26 protein-coding genes are annotated in these 25,725 nt (G+C 66.0%); 21 read left to right on the top strand and 5 right to left on the bottom strand.

What is annotated here, in order from left to right; all coding sequences use genetic code 11:
- Positions 1–61: 61 nt before the first annotated feature.
- The 12 genes from fliF to HNP47_RS06760 all read left to right on the top strand — a co-directional run bounded on the left by fliF (position 62) and on the right by HNP47_RS06760 (position 11,971).
- A complete protein-coding gene (fliF, locus tag HNP47_RS06815; RefSeq protein WP_184278840.1) occupies positions 62–1,702 on the top strand; it encodes a flagellar basal-body MS-ring/collar protein FliF in 1,641 nt (546 codons plus the stop codon).
- Entirely contained in the window at positions 1,702–2,736 is a 1,035-nt protein-coding gene (gene fliG / locus HNP47_RS06810) for a flagellar motor switch protein FliG (RefSeq protein ID WP_184278839.1), read from the top strand. The genes fliF and fliG overlap by 1 nt, the downstream gene beginning before the upstream one ends.
- 1 nt (position 2,737) lies before the next feature.
- The gene (locus tag HNP47_RS06805; protein ID WP_184278838.1) at positions 2,738–3,400 is read left to right on the top strand and encodes a flagellar assembly protein FlbE; all 663 of its coding nucleotides are present in this window, start codon (positions 2,738–2,740) and stop codon (positions 3,398–3,400) included.
- Positions 3,400–3,732 carry a flagellar motor switch protein FliN gene (gene fliN / locus HNP47_RS06800; RefSeq protein ID WP_039246916.1) on the top strand — a complete coding sequence of 111 codons (333 nt, stop codon included), beginning with the start codon at positions 3,400–3,402 and terminating at the stop codon, positions 3,730–3,732. Before HNP47_RS06805 ends, fliN begins: the two co-directional genes overlap by 1 nt.
- Positions 3,733–3,768: 36 nt before the next feature.
- A complete protein-coding gene (locus tag HNP47_RS06795; protein WP_055803826.1) occupies positions 3,769–5,181 on the top strand; it encodes a sigma-54-dependent Fis family transcriptional regulator in 1,413 nt (470 codons plus the stop codon).
- A gap of 4 nt (positions 5,182–5,185) precedes the next feature.
- Positions 5,186–6,091 carry a class A beta-lactamase gene (gene bla / locus HNP47_RS06790; RefSeq protein WP_184278837.1) on the top strand — a complete coding sequence of 302 codons (906 nt, stop codon included), beginning with the start codon at positions 5,186–5,188 and terminating at the stop codon, positions 6,089–6,091.
- Between the two features lie 10 nt (positions 6,092–6,101).
- On the top strand, positions 6,102–8,201 hold the full coding sequence (gene flhA, locus HNP47_RS06785) for a flagellar biosynthesis protein FlhA (protein WP_091748308.1): 2,100 nt from the start codon (positions 6,102–6,104) through the stop codon (positions 8,199–8,201).
- Positions 8,202–8,263: 62 nt separating this feature from the next.
- A complete protein-coding gene (locus tag HNP47_RS06780) occupies positions 8,264–9,790 on the top strand; it encodes a CHASE3 domain-containing protein (protein ID WP_221414929.1) in 1,527 nt (508 codons plus the stop codon).
- Positions 9,787–10,209 carry a response regulator gene (locus HNP47_RS06775; RefSeq protein WP_231868686.1) on the top strand — a complete coding sequence of 141 codons (423 nt, stop codon included), beginning with the start codon at positions 9,787–9,789 and terminating at the stop codon, positions 10,207–10,209. The genes HNP47_RS06780 and HNP47_RS06775 overlap by 4 nt, the downstream gene beginning before the upstream one ends.
- Positions 10,206–11,249, top strand: coding sequence for a sensor histidine kinase (locus HNP47_RS06770; protein ID WP_221415033.1), 1,044 nt, complete (start codon positions 10,206–10,208; stop codon positions 11,247–11,249). Before HNP47_RS06775 ends, HNP47_RS06770 begins: the two co-directional genes overlap by 4 nt.
- A 14-nt stretch (positions 11,250–11,263) precedes the next feature.
- Positions 11,264–11,707, top strand: coding sequence for an NUDIX domain-containing protein (locus tag HNP47_RS06765; protein WP_184278836.1), 444 nt, complete (start codon positions 11,264–11,266; stop codon positions 11,705–11,707).
- Positions 11,708–11,791: 84 nt separating this feature from the next.
- A complete protein-coding gene (locus tag HNP47_RS06760; protein ID WP_055803844.1) occupies positions 11,792–11,971 on the top strand; it encodes a CsbD family protein in 180 nt (59 codons plus the stop codon).
- Between the two features lie 66 nt (positions 11,972–12,037).
- Here the strand turns inward: HNP47_RS06760 and HNP47_RS06755 are convergent, their stop codons facing one another.
- Genes HNP47_RS06755 through HNP47_RS06740 form a run of 4 tightly spaced genes read right to left on the bottom strand, consistent with a single transcriptional unit; the run spans position 12,038 to position 15,326 of the window.
- Positions 12,038–12,535: a hypothetical protein gene (locus tag HNP47_RS06755; protein ID WP_184278835.1), complete on the bottom strand. Its 498-nt coding sequence runs from the start codon at positions 12,533–12,535 to the stop codon at positions 12,038–12,040.
- A 44-nt stretch (positions 12,536–12,579) separates the two neighbouring features.
- Positions 12,580–13,758, bottom strand: coding sequence for a VWA domain-containing protein (locus HNP47_RS06750; protein WP_184278834.1), 1,179 nt, complete (start codon positions 13,756–13,758; stop codon positions 12,580–12,582).
- A 20-nt stretch (positions 13,759–13,778) separates the two neighbouring features.
- Positions 13,779–14,306, bottom strand: coding sequence for a GNAT family N-acetyltransferase (locus tag HNP47_RS06745; RefSeq protein WP_184278833.1), 528 nt, complete (start codon positions 14,304–14,306; stop codon positions 13,779–13,781).
- A 15-nt stretch (positions 14,307–14,321) separates the two neighbouring features.
- Positions 14,322–15,326, bottom strand: a complete 1,005-nt coding sequence (locus tag HNP47_RS06740; protein WP_184278832.1) for a zinc-binding alcohol dehydrogenase family protein — start codon at positions 15,324–15,326, stop codon at positions 14,322–14,324.
- Positions 15,327–15,415: 89 nt separating this feature from the next.
- Between HNP47_RS06740 and HNP47_RS06735 the strand changes: the two genes are divergently transcribed.
- The 5 genes from HNP47_RS06735 (at position 15,416) to dxs (ending at position 20,269) form a co-directional block, all read left to right on the top strand.
- Positions 15,416–16,339, top strand: coding sequence for a histone deacetylase family protein (locus HNP47_RS06735; RefSeq protein WP_184278831.1), 924 nt, complete (start codon positions 15,416–15,418; stop codon positions 16,337–16,339).
- A gap of 41 nt (positions 16,340–16,380) precedes the next feature.
- A complete protein-coding gene (locus tag HNP47_RS06730; protein ID WP_184278830.1) occupies positions 16,381–17,043 on the top strand; it encodes a histidine phosphatase family protein in 663 nt (220 codons plus the stop codon).
- A 48-nt stretch (positions 17,044–17,091) separates the two neighbouring features.
- A complete protein-coding gene (locus HNP47_RS06725) occupies positions 17,092–17,343 on the top strand; it encodes an exodeoxyribonuclease VII small subunit (RefSeq protein WP_008260204.1) in 252 nt (83 codons plus the stop codon).
- Between the two features lie 79 nt (positions 17,344–17,422).
- The gene (locus tag HNP47_RS06720) at positions 17,423–18,298 is read left to right on the top strand and encodes a polyprenyl synthetase family protein (protein WP_184279128.1); all 876 of its coding nucleotides are present in this window, start codon (positions 17,423–17,425) and stop codon (positions 18,296–18,298) included.
- Positions 18,299–18,355: 57 nt separating this feature from the next.
- Complete coding sequence (dxs, locus tag HNP47_RS06715) at positions 18,356–20,269, top strand: 1-deoxy-D-xylulose-5-phosphate synthase (RefSeq protein ID WP_184279127.1); 1,914 nt, start codon at positions 18,356–18,358, stop codon at positions 20,267–20,269.
- A 14-nt stretch (positions 20,270–20,283) separates the two neighbouring features.
- Here dxs and gcvA read toward each other — a convergent pair whose 3' ends face one another.
- Positions 20,284–21,213, bottom strand: coding sequence for a transcriptional regulator GcvA (gcvA, locus tag HNP47_RS06710; protein WP_184278829.1), 930 nt, complete (start codon positions 21,211–21,213; stop codon positions 20,284–20,286).
- A 124-nt stretch (positions 21,214–21,337) separates the two neighbouring features.
- Between gcvA and cysG the strand changes: the two genes are divergently transcribed.
- Genes cysG through HNP47_RS06690 form a run of 4 tightly spaced genes read left to right on the top strand, consistent with a single transcriptional unit; the run spans position 21,338 to position 25,722 of the window.
- Complete coding sequence (gene cysG, locus HNP47_RS06705; protein WP_184278828.1) at positions 21,338–22,720, top strand: siroheme synthase CysG; 1,383 nt, start codon at positions 21,338–21,340, stop codon at positions 22,718–22,720.
- Positions 22,717–22,992, top strand: a complete 276-nt coding sequence (locus HNP47_RS06700; RefSeq protein WP_184278827.1) for a DUF2849 domain-containing protein — start codon at positions 22,717–22,719, stop codon at positions 22,990–22,992. Before cysG ends, HNP47_RS06700 begins: the two co-directional genes overlap by 4 nt.
- Positions 22,992–24,659, top strand: a complete 1,668-nt coding sequence (locus HNP47_RS06695; RefSeq protein WP_184278826.1) for a nitrite/sulfite reductase — start codon at positions 22,992–22,994, stop codon at positions 24,657–24,659. The genes HNP47_RS06700 and HNP47_RS06695 overlap by 1 nt, the downstream gene beginning before the upstream one ends.
- The gene (locus HNP47_RS06690) at positions 24,646–25,722 is read left to right on the top strand and encodes a phosphoadenylyl-sulfate reductase (RefSeq protein WP_184278825.1); all 1,077 of its coding nucleotides are present in this window, start codon (positions 24,646–24,648) and stop codon (positions 25,720–25,722) included. The genes HNP47_RS06695 and HNP47_RS06690 overlap by 14 nt, the downstream gene beginning before the upstream one ends.
- The last annotated feature ends 3 nt before the right edge of the window (positions 25,723–25,725 follow it).

Below are 25,725 nucleotides of genomic sequence, written 5' to 3'. Positions count from 1 at the left end.
AAGGCGGCATTTTCTGCCTAGCGGGGCGTTCGTGTCTCCCGCGAGTAGGGGGCGGGGACGCGTGGGCGGCTTCACAGCGGCGTTGCAGAAGTTCGGGATCGGCCGTCTGGCTGCGGTCCTCGGCGTCGCCGCAGGCGTGGCCGCCGTGCTAGTCGCCATTATGCTGCGCATGGGCCAGGCGCCGGACGCGCTTCTCTATTCCAATCTGGATCTGCGCGAGGCCAGCGAGATCAGCGCCGCCCTGGATCAGGCCGGCATCAAATATTCGTCCAAAGGCGACGGTTCGACCATCATGGTCAACCGCGACGAGGTCGGCACGGCGCGGATGCTGGTCGCGGGCAAGGGCTTGGTCACGTCCGGATCGGTCGGTTACGAGCTGTTCGACAGCCAGTCGGTGCTGGGCCAGACCGAGTTCCAGCAGCAGTTGAACGAACAGCGCGCCCTGCAGGGCGAGCTGTCACGCACCATCATGTCCATGCGCGGCATCACCGCCGCCCGCGTCCACATCACCATGCCGCGCCGCGAGATGTTCACCTCTGCCGCCGGCGAACCGACCGCCGCCGTTCTGGTGGGGCTGGGCGGGCGTGACCTGACGAGTGATCAGGTGCGGGCGATCCGCAACCTGGTGGCCTCATCTGTGCCGAACCTGAAGCCCGACCGCGTCACCGTGGCGGACCAGACGAACCGCACCCTGGCGGCCGGCAGCGACGACGGAACGTTCACCTCGGCGTCCGCCGCCGAGGCCAAGGGCAATACCGAGAGCCAGCTTCAAGCGCGCATCAAGGACATCGTCGAAGGCGTCGTGGGCGCCGGCGCTGCTCGCGTTCAGGTCACGGCCGACATCGACCAAAGTCGCGCCACGACACAGGAAGAGAAGTTCGATCCCGATGGTCAGGTCGTTCGCTCGACGACGACCAACGGCTCGCAATCCGCAGACAACAGCGCCCAGCCGGACGGAGGCGTGACCGCGACCAATAACATCCCTGGCGGGGCTGCGCCCGGCGCGACGCCGGCCGGTTCGACCAACTCGGAAAACGCCGAGACGACGAACTACGAAATCTCCAAGACCACCACGACCACGACCAAGGAGCCGGGCGAGGTCAAGAAGCTGGCCGTCGCCGTCGCCGTTGACGGCAAATGGACGCCGGCCAAGGACGGCAAGGGCGAGCCGACCTATGCGCCGCGCACCGCCGAGGAGATCGCCCAGATCAAGTCGCTGGTCGCGGCCGCCGCCGGCATCGACGAGACACGCGGCGACAAGATCGAGGTCATCAACGTCCGCTTCAACCACGACACCGGCATCGAGGGCGGTCTGGACGGCAAGTCGTCGCTGCTGGACTTCTCCAAGAACGACATCATGCGTTTCGTCGAGCTGGGCATTCTGACGGTCGTCGCCCTGCTGCTGATCTTCTTCGTGCTGCGTCCTCTGCTGAAGACGGCGGCCGGCGGTGGGACCAATCTGCCGGCGTTGGCGGGCACCAATGGCGTGCCGGTCACGGCAGTAGCAACTACGGTGATCGGCCCGGACGGCCAGCCTCAGTTGGTTCAGCTGCCGGCACCCAGCGAGATGGAACAGAAGATCGACATCGCCCGCATCGAGGGGCAGGTGAAGGCGTCATCGGTCAAGAAGGTCGCCGACTTCGTTCAGTCGCATCCCGATGATGCGGCCGGCATCCTGCGGACCTGGGTGGCCGAAGGCTGATGGCGAAGCTGGTAAACAAGAAGGCCGCGATCGACGATCCCAACAAGCTGTCGGGACCGGAGAAGGCCGCCGTCATCCTGCTGGCGCTGGGCGAAGAGCATACCGCCCTGTGGGAGCGGCTGGATGACGACGAGGTCAAGGAAATCTCCCAGGCCATGGCGACCCTGGGCAATGTCAGCGCCGAGGCCGTCGAGGCCCTGATGATCGAGTTCGTCTCGGGCCTGTCCGGTTCGGGCTCGGTCATGGGCAGCTACGAGCAGACGCAAAAGCTTCTGGCCGCCTTCCTGCCCAAGGATCGAGTCGACGGCCTGATGGAGGAAATCCGGGGTCCGGCTGGTCGCACCATGTGGGACAAGCTGGGCAATGTGAACGAGGCCGTTCTCGCCAACTATCTGAAGAACGAATACCCCCAGACCGTCGCTGTCATCCTGTCCAAGGTGCGCTCGGACCACGCCGCCCGCGTCCTGACCAGCCTGCCCGAAGACTTCGCCCTGGAATGCGTGCAGCGGATGCTGCGCATGGAGCCTGTGCAGCGCGAAATCCTGGACAAGATCGAAGCGACGCTGCGCACCGAGTTCATGTCGAACCTGGCGCGGACCTCCAAGCGCGACAGCCACGAGATGATGGCCGACATCTTCAACAGCTTTGACCGCCAGACCGAGGCCCGCTTCATCGGGGCTCTGGAAGAGCGCAATCGTGAATCGGCCGAACGCATCCGCGCCCTGATGTTCGTCTTCGAAGACCTGTCCAAGCTGGACCCGGGCGGGGTGCAGACATTGCTGCGCGCCGTGGATAAGGATTCGCTGGGTCTTGCGATGAAGGGCGCGTCCGAAGGGCTGCGCGAGATGTTCTTCTCCAACATGTCCGAGCGCGCATCCAAGATCATGCGCGAGGACATGGAGTCGATGGGGCCGGTGCGTCTGAAGGATGTCGACGCCGCCCAGATGGCCATGGTCCAGGTCGCCAAGGATCTGGCCGCCAAGGGCGACATCATGCTGGCCGGTCAGGGCGCGGACGACGAGTTGATCTACTGACATGACCCAGTCTCCCGAAATCCGGCGCCTCTTCGCCTTCGACACCGAGTTCGACGCGGACGGCACGGTCGTGCGTCCCGGCGCCTGGACGCCGGCCAAGCGCTCCTATCTGCCGGCCGAGGTCGATGCCCTGGTCGCCCAAGGGCGTCTGGAAGCGCGCGAACAGGCCCTCAGCGAGGTCGAGAACATCCGCGCCATGGCGCTAAGCAATATCGCCCAGGCTGTCGCCTCGGCCATGCCGACCCTGAAGGCTGTGGCCCAGGCGCACCGCGAACAGGCCGCCGACCTGGCCCTGGCTGCTGCGCGCACCATCGCTGGAGCTGCTCTCGACCGGTTTCCGCATGCGCCGCTGAAAGCCGCTTTGGAACTGTTGGCGCAGGAAATCGACGCCTCGCCACGTCTGGTCGTCCGCGCCTCCGGCCTAGATGACGAGACGCGCGGCCTGATCGAGCGCGCCTGCGCCGACAGCGGCTTCACCGGCGTGGTCGCCTTCCGCGATGAACCGGGCCTGGCCCAGGCCGCCTTCCAGCTGGAATGGGCGGATGGCCGCGCCGATCACGATCCGCAAGGCTCGGCCGGCCGTGTCGCCGAGGCCCTGACCGCCGCCCTGGCCGCCGAAGCCGGACACGCCGAAACCCTTCCCGTCGACAGGAGCATGTTCTGATGGCATCCGACGACCTGGCGCTGGAGGAATTCTCCGGCCTTTCGGGCCTGCCGCCCCTGGACGACAGCGGCGAAAAGAGCGCCGCCGACCTGGCCACCGTCTTCGACGTGCCGGTCAACATCTCGGCGGTTCTGGGCAAGTCGCACATGTCGGTGGCCCAGCTGCTGAAGCTGAACAAGGGCTCGGTGCTGGAGCTGGATCGCAAGGTCGGCGAGGCGATCGACATCTTCGTCAACAACCGCCTGATCGCGCGCGGCGAGGTCGTTGTCGTCGACGACCGGCTGGGCGTGACCATGACGGAAATCATCAAGACCGAGGATTCGGGCGCCTGATTGGCGACCGGCTTTAGAGATTAGAGGAGAAGAACGATGCGTCTTCTGGTGGTAGGCAGACTGAGCGGCCAGCTCGCTTCGGCGGTGAAGATGGCCATGGCGCACGGCGCCAAGGTCAATCACGTCGAGCGCGCCGATCAGGCGACCGAGCAACTGCGCCGGGGGCAGGGCGCCGACCTGCTGATGGTCGACTATCAGTTGGACATCGCCGCCCTGATCGCCGCCAACGAGGCCGAGCGGATCACCATTCCGGTCGTGGCCTTCGGCGTCGATGCCGATGCGCGAGAGGCGGCCGCCGCCATCAAGGCCGGCGCCAAGGAGTTCATTCCGCTTCCGCCGGACGCCGAACTGATCGCCGCCGTCCTGTCGGCCGTCGCCGACGACGAAAAGCCCATGATCTCGGCCGACCCGTCGATGAAGGCGGTGCTGCAACTGGCCGACCAGGTCGCGCGCTCGGAAGCCTCGATCCTGATCACCGGCGAAAGCGGCGTCGGCAAGGAGGTGATGGCGCGGTATCTGCACGAGCATTCGCGCCGGTCCGAACGCCCGTTCATCAGCGTCAACTGCGCCGCCATTCCCGACAATCTGCTGGAATCCGAACTGTTCGGTCACGAGAAGGGCGCCTTCACCGGCGCGGTCGCGCGCCGCATCGGCAAGTTCGAAGAGGCCGACGGCGGCACCCTGCTGCTGGACGAAATCTCCGAGATGGACGCCCGGCTTCAGGCCAAGCTGTTGCGCGCAATCCAGGAGCGCGTCATCGATCGCGTCGGCGGTTCCAAGCCGGTCTCGGTCAACATCCGCATCATCGCGACCTCGAACCGCGATCTGGCCAAGGCCGTGGCGGAAGGCACCTTCCGCGAAGACCTGCTGTATCGCCTGAACGTGGTGAACCTGCGGCTGCCGTCCTTGCGCGAGCGGCCCGGCGACATCGTGGTTCTGGCCGACCACTTCATCAAGAAATACGCCGCAGCCAACGGCGTGCCGGTGCGTCCGATCTCGGCCGCCGCACGTCAGGCCATTTCGGCCCATCGCTGGCCGGGCAACGTCCGCGAACTGGAAAACGCCATGCACCGCGCGGTGCTTCTGGCGACCGGGCCCGAGATCGACGTCGACGCCATCCGCCTGCCGGACGGTCAGCCGCTGGGCGGCATGGGCGCGGGCATGATGGCGGGACAGGCCTATGAAGCGCCGCAAGCCGGGGTGGCCGCCCGCGCCGCCCAGGCAGCCGACGCCGTGACCCGCAGCTTTGTAGGCCAGACTGTGGCGGCGATGGAAAAGACGCTGATCCTGGACACCCTGACCCACTGCCTGGGCAACCGCACCCATGCGGCCAACATCCTAGGCATCTCGATCCGCACCCTGCGCAACAAGCTGAACGAATACGCCGACGAAGGCACGGCCATCCCGGCGCCGATGAGCGGCGTCTCCGCCTCGGGCTACGCGGCCTGAACCCATGCGCTCACCCGTGGAGCGTCGATGCGTCCTGACGGGGCTGGCCGCCTTGAGCGCGGTCGGCTGTTCGCCGCGCGCGGAATCACGTCCTGCCGCGCCCGCCCCTCTGTCAGACGAGGTTATTGACCTGTCCGACCTGGAAGCGCGCAACGGCGGCCGTCTCGGCTTCGTCGTTCAGGACGCAGCGACGGGCCGTAAGCTGGTTTGGCGCGGCGACGAACGCTTCGTCTATTGCTCGACCTTCAAGATGTATCTGGCCGCCGCGACCCTGTTGCGGGCCCAAGCCGGGCAGGAGTGGCTGGATCGCCGCATCCCCATCACGGCGGCGGACATGATCGACCACGCCCCGGTGACCGAGCCTGCCGTTGGCGCCAGCCTGACGGTCGAGCAGTTGATGAAGGGCGCAGTAGAGGTCAGCGACAACCCCGCCGCCAATCTGTTGCTGAAGGCCATGGGCGGCCCGTCGGCGATGCAGACATTCTATCGCGGCATCGGCGACCACAGCACCCGTTCGGACCGTTTCGAACCGGAGATGAATCGTCTGGACGGCGACAAGGACACGATCCTTCCCTCTCAGTCCGTCGCCAATCTCCAGCGTCTTTTTCTGGCTCCGGCCTCGCCCCTGACCGCAGCGTCGCGCGCCCTGTTGCTGCAGTGGATGACCGATACGCCCACCGGTCAGAATCGTCTTAGGGCTGGGACGCCTGCGGACTGGCGGGTGGCGCACAAGACGGGGACGGGGGGCTATGGGCCGACCAATGACATCGGCCTGTTGTATCCGCCGAACGGCCAACCCGTGATCGTCGCCGCCTATTACCACGCCACCCGGGCGACATCGGACGACGCCAATGCGGCCGTGATCGCCGAGGCGACGCGTCGCGCGCTGAAGGCGTTGGGTCGTGACTGATACGCCGGTGATGATGAAGGACGGCATGGCGCGCCCGACGGGCCGCGACGTCCTGGGCTGGGTCAACCGCGGCGAAGTGCTGATGGCGGTCGGCGTGATCGGCGTGATCATGCTGCTGATCCTGCCGGTGCCCAAGTTCCTGCTGGATTTGCTGCTGGCCTTCTCGCTGGTGTCCAGCGTGCTGATCCTGATGACCGCCGTGATGATGAAGCGGCCGCTGGATTTCGCCATCTTCCCGACGGTGCTGCTGGTCTCAACCCTGTTCCGGTTGGGCCTGAACCTGGCCTCCACGCGCCTGATCCTGACCCACGGCCAGGAAGGTCACGATGCGGCAGGTCAGGTCATCAACGCCTTCGGTCAGTTGATGATGGGCGGCAACTTCATCATCGGGGTGATCATCTTTGCGATCATTCTGGTGGTGAACTTCGTCGTCATCACCAAGGGCTCGACCCGGATCGCGGAAGTGTCCGCCCGCTTCACCCTGGACTCCATGCCGGGCAAGCAGATGGCCATCGACGCGGATCTGTCGTCCGGCCTGATCACCGAGGACCAGGCCAAGCTGCGTCGCAAGGAGCTGGAGCAGGAATCGACCTTCTTCGGCGCCATGGACGGCGCGTCCAAGTTCGTGCGCGGCGACGCCGTCGCGGGTCTGATCATCACCTTCATCAACGCCATCGGCGGCATACTGATCGGCACGCTGCAACACGGCATGCCGGCGATGGAGGCCGCCAACACCTATGTCCAGCTGACCATCGGCGACGGTCTGGTGACGCAGGTGCCGGCCATCATCATCTCGATCGCCGCCGGCTTCCTGGTGTCCAAGGCGGGCGTCGAAGGCACGGCGGACAAGGCCATGGTCACCCAGCTGGCCACCAATCCCGTATCGCTGGGCGTGGTCTCGGGCGCCGCCGGTCTGATCGGCCTGATCCCCGGCATGCCGCTGATCCCGTTCGCGGCGCTGGCCATCGGCTCGGGCTTCATGGCCTGGCGGCTGGGCCGCAATCGCCTGAAGCCTCAGCCGACAGAGGCGGAGATCGCGGCTGCAGCGGCGGCCGCAAAACCCAAGGAAGATGTCGAAGAGCCGATCGCCAATGTGCTCACCATCGACGAGGTGAAGATCGAGCTCGGCTATTCGCTTCTGAGCCTGATCAACGATCTTGAAGGGCGGCGTCTTACCGATCAAATCCGCGCGTTGCGGCGGTCGCTGGCCCAGGAATACGGCTTCGTCATCCCCCAAGTGCGCATCCTCGACAACATGCGTCTGCCGACCCAGGGCTACGCCATCCGCATCAAGGAGATGGAGACGGGCGCGGGCGAGGTGCGGCTGGGCCACCTGATGGCGATGGATCCGGCAGGTCGTCAGGTCGAACTGCCAGGCGAGCATATGCGTGAACCCGCCTTCGGCTTGCCGGCGACCTGGATCGAGGAAGGTCTGCGCGAGGAGGCGACGTTCCGGGGCTATACGCTGGTCGATCCGTCGACGGTCCTGACGACCCATCTGACCGAGATCCTGAAAGACAACATGGCGGACCTACTGTCCTACGCAGAGGTGCAGAAGCTGCTGAAGGAACTAGGCGCCGAGGAGAAGAAGCTGGTCGAGGAATTGGTGCCCAGCGTGGTCACCGTCACGACTCTGCAGCGGGTATTGCAGTCTCTGCTGCGCGAGAAGGTGTCGATCCGCGACCTGCCGGCGATCCTGGAAGGCTTGGCCGAGGCAGCCCCGCATAGCTCCAGCGTTACCACCCTGGTCGAACACGTCCGTGCGCGTCTGGGCCGACAACTGTGCTGGCAGAACAAGGACGGCGAGGGCGCCCTGCCCATCGTCACCCTGTCGCCGGAATGGGAAAACGCTTTCGCCGAAAGCCTGATCGGCAATGGCGAGGACAAGCAGTTGGCCATGGCGCCGTCGCGCCTTCAGGACTTTATCCGCGCCGTGCGCGACACCTTCGAGCGGATCGCCATGACGGGCGAAAATCCGGTGCTGCTTACCGGGCCGATGACGCGGCCCTATGTGCGATCGATCATCGAACGCTTCCGCGGCCAGACCGTCGTGATGAGCCAGAACGAGATCCACCCCAAGGCCCGATTGCGGACCCTGGGTCAGGTCTGATCTCGCCGACTTGGCAGTTTGACGTTTGACGCAGCGACGCACCCCGCTAAAGCTCCGCCGTCATGAGTCCAAACCCCCGATCCCAATGGTCGCGCCTGCGCGACTTCATGCGCACGCCGTCGTTGGCCCGGTCAATATCGGCCATGCTGATCCTGGCGTTCGGACTGCTGATCGTGGTCAATGCGACGACCTTCGTGATGATCCAGCGCACCGTGGCGTTGAACAAGACCATCGAGCATGCTCAGCAGATGCGGCGTGCCGCGCGCACGGTTCTCATTGCGAGCCTGAACGCCGAAACGTCGCAACGCGGTTTTCTGCTGACGGGACGAAGCGATTTTCTACAGCCCTATCGTGACTCCAGGGCCGACATGGAGCCGGCTCTGGCGTTTTTGGATGAGGGCGCAGCCCTCGATCCGACGCTGAAAGACACCGTCGAACCCATTCACCGTCTGGGTGACAAGAAATGGGACGAGATGGAGCGCACCGTCGCCTTGGCGCGGCAGGGTCGGATCGGTCAGTCGATCCAGGCCGTGCGGTCTGGCGAAGGCAAGCAGTATATGGACGAGCTCCGAGCCGCCATCGAGAAGTTCGACAAGCTGAAGTCCGACAGGATCGACAGTCGACGTCGGGCCTCGGAGCGTCTTGGCTTCCTGACCGTCACGATGAACGCCATCGCGGGGTTTCTGGTCCTCGTTCTGGCCCTGCTGTCGGCCTGGTTAGTGCGGCGTTATGTGGCCGAGATCGAGGCGGCTCGCGCGACCCTGGACGCCGCTAACGCCAGTCTGGAGGACAAGGTTCGCGAACGCACCGGCGACCTCATGCGCGCCAACGAGGAAATCCAGCGCTTCGCCTATATCGTCAGTCACGACCTGCGCGCGCCGCTGGTCAACGTCATGGGCTACACCTCCGAACTGGAGCAGGCTGGCAAGGTCGTCGATAGGGCCATCCAAGAGGATGAGAAGACGCGCGTGGTCGATCCCGAGGTCGTCACCGCCGTGCGCGAGGAAATGCCCGAGGCTGTAGGCTTCATCCGCGCTTCGACAGAAAAGATGGACCGGCTGATCAACGCCATCCTGAAGCTGTCGCGCGAAGGTCGCCGCAACCTGCTTCCAGAACCGTTGGACATGACGACGATGGCCCAGAACATCGCCAACAGCGTCCACCACCAGACCGAGGCCTCGGGCGCGCGCATCGAGGTGCAGTCGCTGCCCGAAATCGAAAGCGACCGCATTTCGATGGAGCAGATTGTCGGCAATCTGATCGACAACGCCGTCAAATATCTGGATCACGACCGGCCGGGCGAAATCGTCGTGTCGGGCGAAGACGTGCCGGGCGGCTGGGTCGTCTACCGGGTCGCCGACAACGGCCGGGGCATCGCCCCGCGCGACCATGAGCGAATCTTCGAACTCTTCCGCCGCTCTGGAAAACAGGACCGTTCCGGCGAAGGTTTGGGGCTGGCGTTCGTCAGGAACAGCGTGCGTCGCCTGGGCGGCACCATCGACGTCGAGTCCGAGTTGGGCAAAGGCTCGACTTTCCTGCTGAAATTCCCCAAACGACTGATCCTGTCTGAACCCGGAGGCGCGCTGTGACGCAACCCGTCAAAATCATCATGGTCGAAGACGACCACGGCCACGCCAAGCTGATCGAAAAGAACATCCGCCGGGCCAACATCAACAACGAGATCAAGCATTTCGATGAGGGTGGTGCGGCGCTCGACTATCTGTTCAGCGACGAAATCCTTGCCAACGGCCCGCTGCTGATCCTGCTCGACCTCAATCTGCCCGATATGTCGGGCACGGACATTCTGGAAAAGGTGAAGGCCAACGACCGTCTGAAGCGGGCTCCGGTCGTGGTGCTGACGACCACGGACGACAAGGTCGAAATCCAGCGTTGCTACGACCTGGGCTGCAACGTCTACATCACCAAGCCGGTGGATTATGAATCCTTCGCCGGCGCCATCCGTCAGTTGGGTCTGTTCCTGTCGGTGATTCAGGCGCCGGAGATCTGACGATCGACGCGTCCCAGCCCATCCGCCTGCTCTACATCGACGATGATCGGGGTCTGTCCCGACTGGTCGAGAAGGAACTGGGGCGTCACGGCTACGCCGTCACCTGCGCGCCCGACGGCGATGCGGGGCTGGAGCTGTTGCAGCAGGACGAGTTCGACGTCTGCGCGCTCGACCATTATATGCCGACGCGAGACGGGCTGGACGTCCTACCGGACATTCTGGCCCTGACGGCGGCGCCGCCCGTCGTCTATGTGACGGGTGCGCAGGATGGGCGGATCGCCGTCGCGGCCCTTCGAGCGGGCGCGGCGGACTACGTGATCAAGGATGTCTCGGAGGACTTCACGTCCTTGTTGCGCTCGGCGCTCGAGGACGCCCTGTCGCGCCGTCGGCTGGAGCGCGAGAACGAACTGGCGCAGGAAGAAATCCGCCGGGCGCGCGATCGGGCCGAGGCGATGCTGCGTGAGGTGAACCACCGCGTCGGCAACTCGCTGCAGCTGGTGTCCAGCTTCATGTCGTTGCAGATGCGCCACGTCACCGATCAGGGCGCCAAGGACGCGCTGCGCGAATCGCAGGCGCGCATCGAGGCCGTCGCCCATGTTCACCGCCGCCTCTACACGTCCGGCGACATGAGCCACGTGGCGATGGACGAATATCTGGTCGGGCTGATGGACGAACTGTCCAAGTCCATCGGGCCAGACGAAGGATCGCCCAGGCTGACGCTGGACGCTGAGCCGTTGTCGGTCACGACCGATCAAGCCGTCTCCATCGGCGTCATCGTCACCGAACTGGTCACCAACGCGGTCAAATACGCCTATGCGCCGGGGCAAGGGGGCGAGATTCGCATCCATCTGCGCCGCGAGACGGACCATCGCGTGATGCTGACGGTCGAGGACGACGGCCCCGGCCTGGGCGACGGCGCGCCCAAGGGCACGGGCCTGGGCGGCAAGATCATCTCGGCCATGGCCTCGGGCCTGCGCTCGGCCGTCGAGTTCGACGGCGCCCACAAGGGCGTGCGCGCCAGGTTGTCGTTCGACCTCTAGGGTCGGTTTTCATCATGTTGCAGTTCGGCGTTCGCAAACCCGCTTCGGATTATCGTCACCGCGCCACCGCGTTCGGCATCGTCGAGCGCGATGGCCTGATCGCCTGTGTGCGCGTCGAACGCGAGACCGGTCCCTATTTCGACCTGCCCGGCGGCGGCTTGGATTTGGAAGAGACCGAGGTTCAGGCGCTGATCCGCGAATTCGTTGAGGAAACCGGTTTGACGATCGCGCCGCTGAACCGCATCGCCGAGGCCAGCCAGTATTTCGTGCGTTCGACGCGCGAGCCGGTGAACAATGTCGGCGGCTTCTGGACGGCGACTGTGGCGGCCGAAAATCCCGATGCAAAATGTGAGGACGATCACACGCTGGTGTGGCTGGATCCGACCTTCGCCATCTCGCGCCTGCGTCACGACTCCCACGCTTGGGCGGTTGCCGTCTGGCTGCGTCGTCCAAGCTGAGCCTTACGGAACAGGCCGTTAGCCAAGTCGTTTAGTTTTCGAACCGCAACGCTACGTCGCGGCGATGAAAATTAGGAGATTTCCATGGCTGATCATGACCGTATCGAAGGCGCCGCCAAGAACATCGGTGGCAAGATCAAGGAAGGCGTCGGCAAAGTGACCGGCGACACCAAGATGCAGGCCGAAGGCAAGGCCGATCAGGTCGAAGGCAAGGTCCAGAATACTGTCGGCGGCGTCAAGGACAGCCTGCGCGACAAGGCCTAAGCTTCCCTAGAATGCGCGAAGATGCGAAGCGCCGTCCGCGAAAGCGGGCGGCGCTTTTCTGTCCCATCAGTCCTTGTCGCCCCACAGGGTCAGCGACAGCCCCTTTTTGTCGGCTCCATCGACCGGGCGGCACTCAGAGCTGAACCCGCCCTCGACCGGACGCGGACGACAATCCATTTCACGCAGGCTCGAGGCCGCGGCCGCCGTGCGCGACTGCGGACCGCACTGGACCGCGTAGTCCGAGCCCGCGGCGCTGGCCCGGATCATCTGGCAGTCGCCAGCCATGCCGCTCGGGCGCAGAGCTTCGGGCAGGTCCGGCCCCATGGCGATGGCCAGTTTTTCACGCACCTCGGTCTGACACTCGGCCATGGACTTCTGGCCTCGCACCAGCGGGCTGCACCGTGCGCGCTCGAAGCCGAATGGATCGGCAAGGCCCCAGGCAGGCACGTTATGCTGCGGGAGCGGCGCTGGTGTTTCAACGACCGATTCTGCCGCCGGTGTTTCCCACACCACGGTCGGTGCAGTCTGTTGGAGGATCAACAAGGCGAAGGCGGCGGCGATCATGGTCGGACCCTTCGTGAAGTTTCAGGCGGTCGCCCAAACTTCCCCTACCTTGTCAGGGCCCGCATCGCCTTGTCGAGGCCTTCGAGCGTCAGCGGGAACATCCGCTGCTCCATCACCTCACGCAACAGGCCGACGGAGGCGGTATAGTCCCAGTACCGCTCCTGAACGGGATTGAGCCAGACCGACTTCTCCCACTGCTGGCGCGCCCGCTTCATCCAGACGGCGCCGGCCTCTTCGTTCCAGTGCTCGACGGAGCCGCCAGGCATGGTGATCTCATAGGGGCTCATCGTCGCATCGCCGACGAAGATGGCGCGCCAGTCGCCGGGGTATTTGTGCAGCAGATCCCACGTCGGGATCCGCTCGGTGTGGCGGCGGCGATTGTCCTTCCAGACGCCTTCGTAGAGGCAGTTGTGGAAGTAGAAGAACTCCAGGTTCTTGAACTCGGTCTTGGCCGCCGAGAACAGCTCCTCAACCAGCTTGATGTGACCGTCCATCGAGCCACCGATGTCGAGGAACAGCAGCACCTTGATCGTATTGCGCCGCTCGGGCCGCATTTGGATGTCCAGCCAGCCCTGGCGCGCCGTGCCGTCGATGGTGCCGTCGATATCCAGTTCGTCGGGCGCCCCCTGTCGGGCGAAACGGCGCAGACGACGCAGCGCCACCTTGATGTTGCGGGTGCCCAGTTCGACCGTGTCGTCCAGGTTCCTGAACTCGCGCTTCTCCCACACCTTGACCGCCCGGCCATGCTTGCCCGGACCGCTGATCCTTACGCCTTCGGGGTTGTAGCCGCCGTGTCCGAAGGGGCTGGTTCCGCCCGTACCGATCCATTTGGAGCCGCCGAAGTGCCGCTCCTTCTGCTCTTCCAAACGCTGCTTCAGCGTTTCCATCAGCTTGTCAAATCCGCCCAGCGCCTCGATCTGGGCCTTCTCCTCATCGGTCAGGTATTTTTCGTTCAGCAGCCGCAGCCAGTCCTCGGGAATGTCGGTGGTCAGGTCTTCGCCCGACCCGACCGACTCGACGCCCTTGAACACCGTCCCGAACACCTGATCGAACCGATCATAGTGTTTCTCGTCCTTGACCAGCACCGCGCGCGACAGGTGATAAAAGGCCTCGACCTCGCGCCCGGCCACGTCGCGATCCATGGCCTCCATCAGATGGAGCCATTCCTTCATCGACACCGGAACCTTGGCGTCGCGCAGCGCGGTGAAGAAGGGCAGGAGCATGAGAGGGATGTGAACCCGGATCAGCCGCGCCGCAAGATGAACTCGTGGTCGCGCCAGGCGCCGACAGGATAGTCGTATTCGCCTGCCTTCTCGAAGCCGTAGGCGGCATAGAGGCGCTGGGCCTTGTCGTTGCCGCTCCAGACGCCGATCCACAGCGGCCCGTCCGTGTGGGTTTGCATCCAGTCCAGAGACAGCTTCAGCAGTCTGGTTCCCAGCCCCAGACCTTGCGCCGCCTTGGACACGTAGAGCCGGCGCAGTTCCATGTGCGACGATCGAGCCTCGGGATGAGGCAGACCATTGGGGCCGGCGTTGGCGAAGGCCAGCAGTTCTCCGTCGCGGGCGGCCACCCACCAGGCGCAGTCGGGCTCCGCCAACTTCTTCAGCGTCGGTTCCAGATCGAAACTGGCGTCCAGAAACGCGTTCAGGTCGGCTTTCGGGTAGGGGATGCCGAACCCCTCGACGAAGGTGTCGATAAAGGTCTGACGGCCCAGGGCGCCCAAGGCGGCGGCGTCTTCGGGGCGGGCAGGGCGGATCACGATCTCGGTCATGATCCGCCAATAGCTTCAGAAACCGTCTAGCGCGACCTTGCCGATGGTTGATCCGCTTTCGAGTTGTCTGTGCCCCTTAAGCAGGTTCTCCACCGACAGCCGGCCCAGGTTCTCGGTCAGGGTGGTGCGCAAGGCGCCAGAATCAACCAGGCGAGAGACCTCCGATAGGAGTTGGTGCTGCGCGATCATGTCCGGCGTCTGTTCGAGGGAGCGGGTGAACATGAATTCCCAGACAAATCCTGCCGATTTTTGTTTCAAGAGCTCGATCGGCAACCCCTTGAAGTCGTCGATGCAGCCGATCACGCCTTGCACGCCGACCGCGCGGGCCAACGCTTCGAAATGCGCCTGCGTGTGGGTCAGGGATGCAATATATTTGGGCGCGCGTTCGCCAGCTGCAGTTAGAGCCTCGTCTATCGGGCCGGAGTGATCGACCACTGCGTGCGCGCCTAGGTCGAGACACCATTGGCGGGTGTCAGGACGCGAGGCCGTGGCGACAACACGCAAACTTGTGACGGCGCGGGCGATCTGGATCAGGGCCGAGCCGACGCCGCCCGCCCCGCCGACGATCAGCAAGGTCTCGTCTTCATCCTTGCCGGCCTTCAAGCGGTCAAACAGCAATTCCCAAGCCGTAATCACCGTCAGCGGGAGGGCCGCCGCTTCTGCAAACGTCAAGGACTTGGGCTTCGGGCCGACGATCCGCTCGTCGACAGCTTGGCGCTCTGCGTTGGACCCCGGCCGATCGATCTGGCCGGCATAGAATACTTCGTCTCCAACCTTGAAAAGGCTGACTTCATCGCCGATGTCGATCACCACCCCTGACGCGTCATAGCCGAGAATGCTTGGCTGATCGTCTTCCGGCGTCCGGCTGGAGCGGACCTTGGTGTCCACCGGATTGAGACTGACCGCCTTTACTTCAACCAGCAGATCGCGGGGGCGCAGGCCCGGTTCCGGCGCGTCGAAGAGCGTAAGGGCGGCAGGGTCTGTCGCGGGGTGGGGGCCGGTCGTGCCAATAGCCTTCATGACGATCTCCTCAAGCTTGCTTCGTCGCCCTGCAAATCGGTTTGCGATAGGCTGGCCGCAAGGCGCATCTGAGAAATGACGATTTTGCCATGACCCACGTTCCGATCTTCACCCATCCTTCCATGCTGTCCCACGCGCCGGGCGCGGGCCATCCCGAAAGCCCCGAGCGGTTGAGGGCGGTGCTGGATGCTCTGGACGACGCAGGCCTGGCCCGCGACCGGCGCGCCGCGACCCAGGCCGAGGTTGTGGATCTCGAGCGGGTGCATCCTGCCGCCTATGTCGCGCGCCTGCTGGACGCCTCGCCGGTCGCAGGCATGGTCCAACTGGATGCCGACACCGTCCTTTCACCCGGCAGCGTACCGGCGGCGCGGCTGGCGGCGGGGGCGGCGATCGATGCGGTGCGAGCCGTGGCGCGGGGCGAGATGGGTCGCGCCTTCGCCGCCGTGCGCCCGCCTGGCCACCACGCCGAGCCGGACCGCGCGATGGGGTTCTGCCTGTTCTCCTCCGTCGCCGTCGCGGCGTGTGCGGCTCAGGCCGAAGGATTGGCGCGGGTGGCGGTGGTCGATTTCGACGTTCACCACGGCAATGGCACCCAGGCGGCGTTCGAAGACGACGACAGCCTGTTCCTGGCCTCCATCCACCAGATGCCGCTCTATCCCGGCACGGGCGCGGCGTCGGAGACGGGCGTCGGCAATATCGTCAACGCCCCCGTCGCACCCCATGCGGCGCGCGAGAACTGGCGTGCGACCTTCGCCGGCGGATTGATGCCGGCGCTGGAATCGTTCCGGCCGGACCTGATCCTGATCTCGGCCGGTTTCGACGCCCACCGGCGCGATCCGCTGGCGCATCAGTCGCTGGAGGCCGAAGATTTCGCCTGGGCGACGCGTGCGATTCTGGAGGTCGCGCGTCGGACCTGTTCGGGCAAGGTTGTGTCGGCGCTTGAGGGCGGTTACGACCTTGAAGGACTAGGCCGCTCTGCGGTCGCCCACGTCGCTGCGCTCTGGGAGGACTGAGGACGCCTAACGCCTTGAAACCAAAGGCCCGTCCGTTTGTCATGTCAGCCCCCGCCCTGTCCCTCGATTCGACCGAACCGTCCGTGTCCCCGCCAGATGCGGCGCCGTCCGTCGGCGCGCTTGTCGCTGTCCGTCCCGGCGCCATCATCCTGACGCGTCATGGCGAGCCGGCGCTGTCGCGCAAATGCCTGATCTCTGCGCGCCAGTACGGCGACTGGTGGGCGAAGTATGAGATCGGCGGCCTGCTGGCCGGCCAGACGCCGCCGCCCGAACTGGTCGCGGCCGCCCAAGGGGCTGGGGCCATCTACGCCTCGACCCGTCAGCGCGCCCAGGAAACCGCCGCTGCGGTCGTCGCCGGGCGCGAGGTCACGGCCGACGTCATGTTCATCGAGGCGCCCCTGCCGCCGCCGCCGATTCCGGAATGGATCAAGCTGTCGCCCAAATGGTGGGGCGTGGTGTCGCGCTTCTGGTGGCACGCCTTTGATCATCACGGCGGCCAGGAAACCCGCGCCCAGGCCGAGGCGCGCGCCGATCAGGCGGCGCAAAAGCTCATCGCGCGGGCCGAGAGCGGCCAGGACGTGCTGGTCTTCGCCCACGGCTATTTCAACCATATGGTCGGCCGCGCGCTGAAGGCCGACGGCTGGAAACTGGTCCATAACCAGGGCTTCAAATACTGGTCGCAACGGCGCTACGAGAAACGATAGCCGCTTGAGACGTTGATGCGGCGGTTGCGCCCCATTAGGGTCCGCGGCATGACCGACACCGCCGCCGCCATCCCCGCCGACCTCAGCTTCGAAGACGCCCTGCAGCGGCTGGAGACCATCGTGTCCCGCCTAGAGTCCGGCCAGGCGCCGCTGGAAGAATCCATCGCCCTGTACGAAGAAGGCGCCAAGCTGAAGGCCCACTGCGAGGCGCGCCTGAAGGCGGCCCAGCTGCGCGTCGAAAAGATCGTCGTCGGCCCGGACGGCCAGGCCAAGGGCGTCGAGGCGGCGTCGTTCGAATGATCACTCTGTTCCGCGTCAGGTCGGCAATGGGCGGCCGGTCTTGAACCGCGTCATCGCCGCGAACTCGCCGGAACAGGCGGTGATCGATCGCGTGGCTGAGGTCGCCGATCTGGTCACGGTCGCGCTGGATGAACTGCTGCCGCGCGCCGAGGGACCGGAATCCCGCCTGACCGAGGCGATGCGCTATGCCGCGCTGGGTCCTGGCAAGCGCTTGCGGCCGTTCTTCGCATTGGAGGCCGCACGCCTGTTCGACATCGATGAGCGATCGGTGTTGCGCGCCGCCTGCGCGCTGGAATGCGTGCACGCCTACAGCCTGGTTCACGACGACCTGCCGTGCATGGACGACGACGACGTGCGCCGCGGCCGGCCGACCGTTCACCGGGCCTATGACGAGGCGACGGCGGTGCTGGCCGGCGACGCGCTTCAGACGGCCGCCTTCGACATCATCTTGCACGAAGACACCCACGACGATGCGGCCGTCCGTTGCGAACTGGCGGCGCGGCTGTCGCTGGCGTCCGGCGCGCGGGGCATGGCGGGCGGTCAGATGATCGATCTTCTGGGCGTCCGCGACGATCTGGGCGGCGTGGCGCGAATGCAGCGGCTGAAGACCGGCGCCCTGTTCGCCTACGCCTTCGAAATTCCGCTGATCATCGCAGACGCCTCTGCCCAGCACCGCCACGCCCTGATCAGCTTCGCCCACGATGTCGGCCTGGCCTATCAGATCGTCGACGACCTGCTGGACGCCGAAGGGTCGGCCGAGGAAATGGGCAAGGCGGCCGGGGGCAAGGACGCGGCCCTGGGCAAGACCAACTTCGTCACCCTGCTCGGTCTGGAGGCGGCGCGGCAAAGGGTCGCGCATCTCGCCAATCAGGCCCGGTCGCATCTGGAGCCGTTCGGCGAAGAGGCCGAAATCCTCAGGGCCAGCGTGGACTTTGTGCTAAAGCGCCGGTCCTGATACGAAACGTTGACGCGACCTGCGGGTTGATCGACCAGACTTTCCAAGGTTTTACGGCTGATGCCCGACACCCCGCTACTCGACACCGTCAAGACGCCCGCCGACACGCGCGACTTCGATATCGCCCAGTTGAAACAGCTGGCGCAGGAGGTGCGGGCAGAAACGATCGACGCCGTGTCCGTCACCGGCGGCCATCTGGGTGCGGGTCTGGGCGTGGTCGAACTGACCACGGCGCTGCACCATGTGTTCGAGACGCCCAAAGACATCCTGATCTGGGACGTCGGGCATCAGTGCTATCCGCACAAGATCCTGACCGGCCGGCGCGACCGCATCCGCACCCTGCGACAGGGCGGCGGCCTGTCGGGCTTCACCAAGCGTAGCGAGAGCGAATACGATCCGTTCGGCGCCGCCCACGCGTCGACCTCCATCAGCGCCGCCCTCGGCTTCGCGGCCGCGCGCGATCAGAAGGGCGAGAAGAACCGCGTCGTGGCCGTCATCGGCGACGGCTCCATGTCCGCCGGCATGGCCTATGAGGCGATGAACAACGCCGCCGAGGCGACCAGCGGCCAGCTGATGGTCATCCTGAACGACAACGACATGTCGATCGCGCCGCCGGTGGGCGGCATGAGCGCCTATCTGGCCGGCCTGGTGTCGGGCGGCGCCTATCAGAACGTCCGCCGCCTGGGCAAGACGGTGGCCCAGCACCTGCCGCGCCCCTTCCGCAAGGCGGCCAAGAAGGCCGAGGAGTATGCCCGCGGCATGGTCACCGGCGGCACCTTCTTCGAGGAGTTGGGCTTCTATTATGTCGGCCCGATCGACGGCCACGACATGGAAAATCTGGTGCCGATCTTGAAGAAGGCGGCCGCCATCGAGGACCGTCCGGTGCTGGTCCACGTCGTGACGCAGAAGGGCAAGGGCTACGCCCCCGCCGAAAGCAGCGCCGACAAACTCCACGCGGTCGTCAAGTTCGACGTGGTCTCGGGCAAGCAGGCCAAGGCCATCTCCAACGCCCCCAGCTACACCAAGGTGTTCGGAACCGAGCTGATCAAACACGCCAAGGTCGATCCGTCGATCGTGGCGATCACGGCGGCCATGCCGTCGGGCACGGGTCTGGACCTGTTCGGTCAGGCCTTCCCCGAGCGGACGTATGACGTCGGCATCGCCGAACAGCACGCGGTGACCTTCGCGGCCGGTTTGGCGGCGGACGGCATGAAGCCGGTCTGCGCGATCTATTCGACCTTCCTTCAGCGCGGTTACGACCAGGTGGTCCACGACGTGGCGATCCAGTCGCTGCCGGTGCGTTTCGCCATGGATCGGGCGGGCCTGGTTGGGTCGGATGGCGCCACGCACGCGGGATCGTTCGACATCGGCTTCATGGGCGCGCTGCCTGGCATGGTGCTGATGGCGGCGGCGGATGAGGCCGAACTGGCGGCGATGATTTCGACCTCGCTGGCCATCGACGACCGGCCCAGCGCCTTCCGCTATCCGCGCGGCGACGGCGTGGGCGTGGAGATCCCGGAACTCGCTGCGCCGCTTGAGATCGGCAAGGGCCGGATCGTGCGCGAGGGGACTTCGGTCGCCATCCTCAGCCTGGGCACCCGTCTGCAGGAATCGCTGAAGGCGGCGGACATGCTGGCCGCCAAGGGCGTGTCGGCCACCGTCGCCGACGCCCGCTTCGCCAAGCCGCTGGACGCCGATCTGATCCTGCGTCTGGCTCGCGAGCACGAAGCCCTGATTACGGTTGAAGAAGGCGCCATGGGCGGCTTCGGCGCCTTCGTGCTGCAACTGCTGGCCGAAAAGGGCGCGCTGGATGGCGGACTCAAGATCCGCACCCTGAACCTGCCCGACGTCTTCCAGGACCAGGATGCGCCCATGGCGATGTACGCCCAGGCCGGCCTGAACGCCGAACACATCACCGCCGCCGCGCTTCAGGCTCTGGGCGTGTCCGCTAGCCAGGCCGTGCGAGCTTAGGGCTTCGGCTGAGCCTAAAGCTGGCCCATCGTGTTGTCGTGATCTACGGCCTGTTTCTTCAGCCAGCCGACGAAGGCGGTCGCGCTGGGCGAGGGCGGGCGGTCGCGGGGCTGAACGACGTAGTAGGCGAAGCCGACCGCCTCGGACCCGTCGGGGAAGGGCGCGACCAGTCGCCCTGACGCCAAGTCCGCCTGGGCCAGGGTGCGTTTGGCCAGGGCCACGCCGCGCCCCGATATGGCGGCCTCGATCAGCAGACCCGACTGGTTGAAACGCGAGCCTCGACGCGGGTCGGGATGGCGAATGCCGCGCGCCTTCAACCACATGGCCCAGTCCGGGCGGCTGGGGTCGCCGTCGTTGGACATGTCGTGCAGCAGAGTGTGTCCGATCAGGTCGGCGGGTTTGCGGATCGGCTTGTCGCCGTCCATCAGCGATGGGGCGCAGACCGGCAGCACCGTCTCGGTCATCAGCCGATCAACCGTAAGCCCGGGATAGTCGCCGGGACCGTAGCGCACCGCCAGATCGACCTTGCCCTCGCTCAGGTCCGCCGGCTCCATGTCGGCCGAGATCCACAGTTCGATCTCGGGATGGGCGGTGTGGAAGTCGTCCATGCGCGGCATCAGCCATTTGGAGGCGAAGCCAGGCGCCACGCTGATCGACACCTGTTTCCTGCGCGGCGGTTCGCGCAACAGGGCCGAGGCGTCCATTAGCCGTTCAAACCCCTCGCGAAGCAGCGGCACGGATGAGCGGCCCAGATCGGTCAGTTGCAGGCCTCGCGCCTCGCGCACGAAAAGCGGCCCGCCGACGATGTCTTCCAAGAGGCGGATCTGCTGGCTGACCGCGCCCGGCGTCACCGACAGTTCGTCGGCGGCGCGCGAGAAGTTCAGATGCCGCGCGGCGGCCTCGAAGGCGCGCAGGGCGTTGAGCGGGAGCAGGGATCGAGCCATCGCGGATAGAAATCCTATCAGCGAGACAAAGGCAATCTGGTTTGCGACGCGGGACCCGGAAGACGAAGGTTCACGCCCCGCCGTCGTCCCTGTCTCCTCTCCCGACGGCCATGAAAGCAAGACGATGCGTGTATTTCTCGCCTCTATTCCGCTGGAGGCCGCAAAGATCGTGATCATCGGCGGCGGCGAGCCGGCGCTGGCCAAGCTGCGACTGTTCCTGAACACGCCGGCCGAGGTGGTATGGTTCGCGCCCGACGGCGCGCCCCCCAAGATCGAGACGCCATTGACGGCGCCGGAGCCGGTGCTGCGTTCGCCAGAGGCTGAAGACCTGGCCGGCGCACGGCTAGTGTTCATGGCGCTGGATGACGCGGACGAACTGACGCGGCTGGGTCATTTCGCGCGGGCGGCGGGGGCTCAGGTCAATGTGGTGGACAAGCCACATCTGAGCGACTTCCAGACCCCAGCCCTGATCGACCGCGACGAGGTCGTGATCGGCGTGGCGACCGGCGGATCGGCGCCCATCCTGGCCCGCGACATCCGCACGGCCATCGAGGGCGTGCTGCCCGCCGGATTGGCTAATGTGGCCCGGATGGCGCGCGAGTTGCGCGACACGGTCAAGGCCAGCGTGCCGGACTTCATGGCGCGCCGCCGCTTTTGGGAGAAGGCCTTTCGTGGACCGGCCGCGACGCTGGCGGCGGAAGGTCGCACGGCCGAGGCGCGGCGCGAAATGCTGCGCCTGCTGAACGTCGCCGCGCCCGAACAGGGCGTGGTCCATATCGTCGGCGCGGGGCCGGGCGATCCGGAGTTGCTGACCCTGAAGGCGCTTCGGGTGTTGCAGGACGCCGACGTCATCATACACGACCGACTGGTGCCCGAGGCGGTGCTGGAGCGGGCGCGGCGCGACGCCAAGCGACTGTACGTGGGCAAGGCGCGCGGCGAACATTCGGTGCCGCAGGATCAGATCGAGGCCCTGATGATCGCGGAGGCCCGCTCTGGGCACCGGGTGGTCCGACTTAAGGGTGGCGATCCCTTCGTCTTCGGTCGCGGCGGCGAGGAGCTGGAGGCCATGCGGGCGGCCGGCGTGCCGGTCTTCGTGGTGCCCGGTGTGACGGCGGCCCTGGCCTGCGCGGCCTCGGCGGGCATCCCCCTGACCCACCGCGACCACGCCCAAGCCGTCACCTTCGTGACGGCCCAGGCCAAGCCGGGCGGCGTAGAGGCCGACTGGACGAAGCTGGCGGGCCCCAACCACACCCTGGCCATCTACATGGGGTCCGATCGGGCCGAGGAGACGGCTGCGCGCCTTATTGCGGCGGGTCGCTCGCCTTCGACGCCCGTCGCCATCGTCGAAAACGGCAGCCGCCCGAATGAGCGGGTGCTGACCGGCCGGCTCGACGGGCTGTGCGCCCTGGTGCGTGGCGCTGATCTAACCGGCCCGGCTCTGTTGTTCGTCGGCGAGACGGCGGCCTTTTCGGCGACGGTCGAGACCCGGACGGAGGCCGCGGCGTGAAGATCGTCACCGCAAACCGCCTGTCGGACGGCCGCGTCATCTATGCGGGCGTGGACAACCAGCCGGTCGAGGGCATCGACCAAGCCTCGGTGCTGGACGAGGCGGCGGCCGAGATCGTGCTGGCCCAGGTCGCCGGACGACCGGACGTCTTCGTCAATCCCTACGCCGTCGAGGTGGAGGGCCATGCGCCCTCAGGCCGCGACCGGCTGAAGGAGCGCATACGGTCCGCCGGACCGACCGTCGGGCACAGCGTCGCCGGAGGTGTCGGCTGATGTATCGCTATGACGAATTCGACCACGCCCTGGTGCGTGAACGGGTCGAGGAGTTCTCAGACCAGGTGGCGCGGCGCGCATCGGGCGCCCTGACCGAGGATGAGTTCAAGCCGCTGCGGCTGATGAACGGCGTCTATCTGCAACTGCACGCCTATATGCTGCGCGTCGCCATTCCGTATGGCGTGATGAGTAGTCGCCAGATGCGCCGGCTGGGCCATATCGCGCGGACCTATGACAAGGGCTACGGACACTTCACCACCCGCTGCAACATTCAGTACAACTGGCCGGCCCTCACCGACCTACCGGCGATCCTCAGCGACCTGGCCGAGGTCGAGATGCACGCCATCCAGACCAGCGGCAACTGCATCCGCAACACCACCACCGACGTCTTCGCCGGCGCCGCCGACGACGAGATCGAGGATCCGCGCCCCTGGTGCGAGATCATCCGCCAGTGGTCGACCATCCACCCGGAGTTCTCCTTCCTGCCGCGCAAGTTCAAGATCGCGGTCATCGGCGCCGAGAAGGATCGGGCGGCGATCCGCACCCACGACGTCGGCCTGCAGATCGTCAAGGGCGACGACGGTGGAACGGCCTTCCGCGTTTTCGTCGGCGGCGGGCAGGGACGTTTGCCCCATATCGGTCAGGAGATCGCCTCGGCGGTCCCGGCGGCGGACCTGCTGGCCTATCTGACCGCTATCCTGCGGGCCTGGAACCTGCTGGGCCGGCGCGACAACATCCACAAGGCGCGGATCAAGATTCTGGTCGCCTCGCTGGGGATCGAGGTCTTCCGTGAAGAGGTGGACCAACACTACGCCACGCTGCGCCACGAAGATCTGCGCATCCCCGAGGACGAGGCCGAGCGGATCAAGGCCTATTTCGCCCCGCCGCCGTTCGAGGATTTGCCCAAGGTCAGCGGCCCGTTTGACCGCGCCCTGCTGGCCGATCCGGACTTCGCCCGGTTCGCGCGCAACAACGTCCGCCGTCATCGCCAGCCGGGCTACGCCTCTGTGGTGGTGTCGTTAAAGCCGGTCGGCGGGGTGCCGGGCGACATCACGGCGGACCAGATGGACGCGGTGGCGGATCTGGCCGAGCGCTATTCGTTCGACGAACTGCGCGCCGCCTATGAGCAGAACTTGGTTCTGCCGCATGTGAAGCTGGATGATGTGCCGACGGTCTGGCGGGCGTTGCGGGAGGCGGGGCTGGCGACAGCCAACGCCGATCTGGCGACGGACGTGATCGCCTGCCCGGGCCTGGACTATTGCAGCCTGGCTAACGCGCGCTCGATCCCGGTGGCCCAGGCTTTGTCGAAGCGGCTGGCGGACATGGACTATCAAGAGCGGCTGGGGCCGGTCCGCATCAACATGAGCGGCTGCATCAACGCCTGCGGCCATCACCACGTCGGCCAGATCGGCGTGCTGGGCGTCGATCGCAAGGGCGAGGAATACTACCAGATCACCGTCGGCGGTTCGCCCGACGAGCAGGCGGCTCTGGGCGACATCGTCGGCAGGAGCCTGCCTGGCGACGAGGTCGCGCCTGCCATCCAGCGGACTCTGGACCGCTATCTGCAAATCCGCACGGACGGCGAGCGGTTCATCGACACGGTGCGCCGTGTCGGACCCGATCCCTTCCGCGACGCCATCTATGAGACGCTCGATGCAACGGCTTGAGGGCATACAGAACGGGTTGCGCCTGTCGGTGACGACCCCGCTGGAGGCTGTCGAGGCGGCCGCCGCAAACGAAGACACGCTGGTGCTGGAGTTCAACGCCTTCCGCGACGGGCGCGGCTTCTCGCTTGCCGCGGTGCTGCGAGAGCGAGGTTACGCCGGGCGTCTGATCGCGGCGGGCAAGGTGCTGCCGGATCAGGCGCGACATCTGCGGCGTTCGGGCTTCGATGCGGTGGAACTGGCCGAGGGTGCGGATCCGGCCGCCTGGGAGCGGATGGACCGAGCGTTCAGCGCTGGCTATCAGCCGGCGGTCGATCCCGCCCCAACGATCTGGCAGCGAAGACGTGCGGCGTCCAACGACCGCGATCTGGACGCCCTGGCGGAACGGCTGAACCGCGAGACGGCGGGCAAGGACGCGACCGAAATCCTGAAGGCGGCGTTGGATCCGGCGCTGGGTCTGCGGGTCGGCGCCGTCTCGTCCTTCGGCGCCGAGTCCGCCGCCCTGCTGGACATCATCGCTGGCGAGGACAAGACAGTGCCAGTGGTGTTTCTGGAGACGGGCCAGCATTTCCTCCAGACCCTGTCCTATCGCACCCAACTGACCAAGGCGCTGGGCCTGACCGACGTGCGGTTGGTGACGCCGGATGCGGGCGAGAAGGCGACGCTGGATGCGCGCGCCGACCTGTGGAAGACCGACGCCGACGCCTGCTGCGACCTGAGGAAGGTGCGGCCGCTCGCGCGGGCGACCGCCGGGTTCAATGCGCTCATCACCGGACGGAAACGCTACCAGGCCGCGACGCGAGCGAAGCTGAAACCGTTCGAGGTGCTGGACGGGGTGCTGCGGATCAATCCCCTGGCGAACTGGGACGCCGACGACGTCGAGGCCTGGCTGGAGGAGAACGATCTGCCGCGTCATCCGCTGGTCGAGCAAGGCTATCGATCCATCGGCTGCTGGCCCTGCACCCGCGCGGTCCGGGACGGCGAAGACGCCCGCGCCGGACGTTGGTCGGGCATGGACAAGGTCGAGTGCGGCATCCACTTAGGGCAACGTCAGGCCGCCGCCTGATCC

The organism is Brevundimonas vesicularis, assembly GCF_014204545.1.
Lineage (GTDB): Bacteria > Pseudomonadota > Alphaproteobacteria > Caulobacterales > Caulobacteraceae > Brevundimonas > Brevundimonas vesicularis_B.
The sequence above is the reverse complement of the archived record's forward strand: the minus strand, read 5'-3'. Positions and strand labels throughout refer to the sequence as shown.

Bases quoted from the DNA above. Each gene is read 5' to 3' on its own strand.
- cysG (WP_184278828.1), top strand. From the start codon at position 21,338: ATGCGTGTATTTCTCGCCTCTATTCCGCTGGAGGCCGCAAAGATCGTG.
- flhA (WP_091748308.1), top strand. From the start codon at position 6,102: ATGATGAAGGACGGCATGGCGCGCCCGACGGGCCGCGACGTCCTGGGC.
- HNP47_RS06740 (WP_184278832.1), bottom strand. From the start codon at position 15,326: ATGAAGGCTATTGGCACGACCGGCCCCCACCCCGCGACAGACCCTGCC.
- HNP47_RS06745 (WP_184278833.1), bottom strand. From the start codon at position 14,306: ATGACCGAGATCGTGATCCGCCCTGCCCGCCCCGAAGACGCCGCCGCC.
- HNP47_RS06690 (WP_184278825.1), top strand. From the start codon at position 24,646: ATGCAACGGCTTGAGGGCATACAGAACGGGTTGCGCCTGTCGGTGACG.
- fliN (WP_039246916.1), top strand. From the start codon at position 3,400: ATGGCATCCGACGACCTGGCGCTGGAGGAATTCTCCGGCCTTTCGGGC.
- HNP47_RS06695 (WP_184278826.1), top strand. From the start codon at position 22,992: ATGTATCGCTATGACGAATTCGACCACGCCCTGGTGCGTGAACGGGTC.
- HNP47_RS06750 (WP_184278834.1), bottom strand. From the start codon at position 13,758: ATGCTCCTGCCCTTCTTCACCGCGCTGCGCGACGCCAAGGTTCCGGTG.
- HNP47_RS06765 (WP_184278836.1), top strand. From the start codon at position 11,264: ATGTTGCAGTTCGGCGTTCGCAAACCCGCTTCGGATTATCGTCACCGC.
- HNP47_RS06760 (WP_055803844.1), top strand. From the start codon at position 11,792: ATGGCTGATCATGACCGTATCGAAGGCGCCGCCAAGAACATCGGTGGC.
- HNP47_RS06795 (WP_055803826.1), top strand. From the start codon at position 3,769: ATGCGTCTTCTGGTGGTAGGCAGACTGAGCGGCCAGCTCGCTTCGGCG.
- fliG (WP_184278839.1), top strand. From the start codon at position 1,702: ATGGCGAAGCTGGTAAACAAGAAGGCCGCGATCGACGATCCCAACAAG.
- HNP47_RS06725 (WP_008260204.1), top strand. From the start codon at position 17,092: ATGACCGACACCGCCGCCGCCATCCCCGCCGACCTCAGCTTCGAAGAC.
- gcvA (WP_184278829.1), bottom strand. From the start codon at position 21,213: ATGGCTCGATCCCTGCTCCCGCTCAACGCCCTGCGCGCCTTCGAGGCC.
- HNP47_RS06805 (WP_184278838.1), top strand. From the start codon at position 2,738: ATGACCCAGTCTCCCGAAATCCGGCGCCTCTTCGCCTTCGACACCGAG.
- HNP47_RS06780 (WP_221414929.1), top strand. From the start codon at position 8,264: ATGAGTCCAAACCCCCGATCCCAATGGTCGCGCCTGCGCGACTTCATG.
- HNP47_RS06755 (WP_184278835.1), bottom strand. From the start codon at position 12,535: ATGATCGCCGCCGCCTTCGCCTTGTTGATCCTCCAACAGACTGCACCG.
- HNP47_RS06735 (WP_184278831.1), top strand. From the start codon at position 15,416: ATGACCCACGTTCCGATCTTCACCCATCCTTCCATGCTGTCCCACGCG.
- HNP47_RS06730 (WP_184278830.1), top strand. From the start codon at position 16,381: ATGTCAGCCCCCGCCCTGTCCCTCGATTCGACCGAACCGTCCGTGTCC.
- bla (WP_184278837.1), top strand. From the start codon at position 5,186: ATGCGCTCACCCGTGGAGCGTCGATGCGTCCTGACGGGGCTGGCCGCC.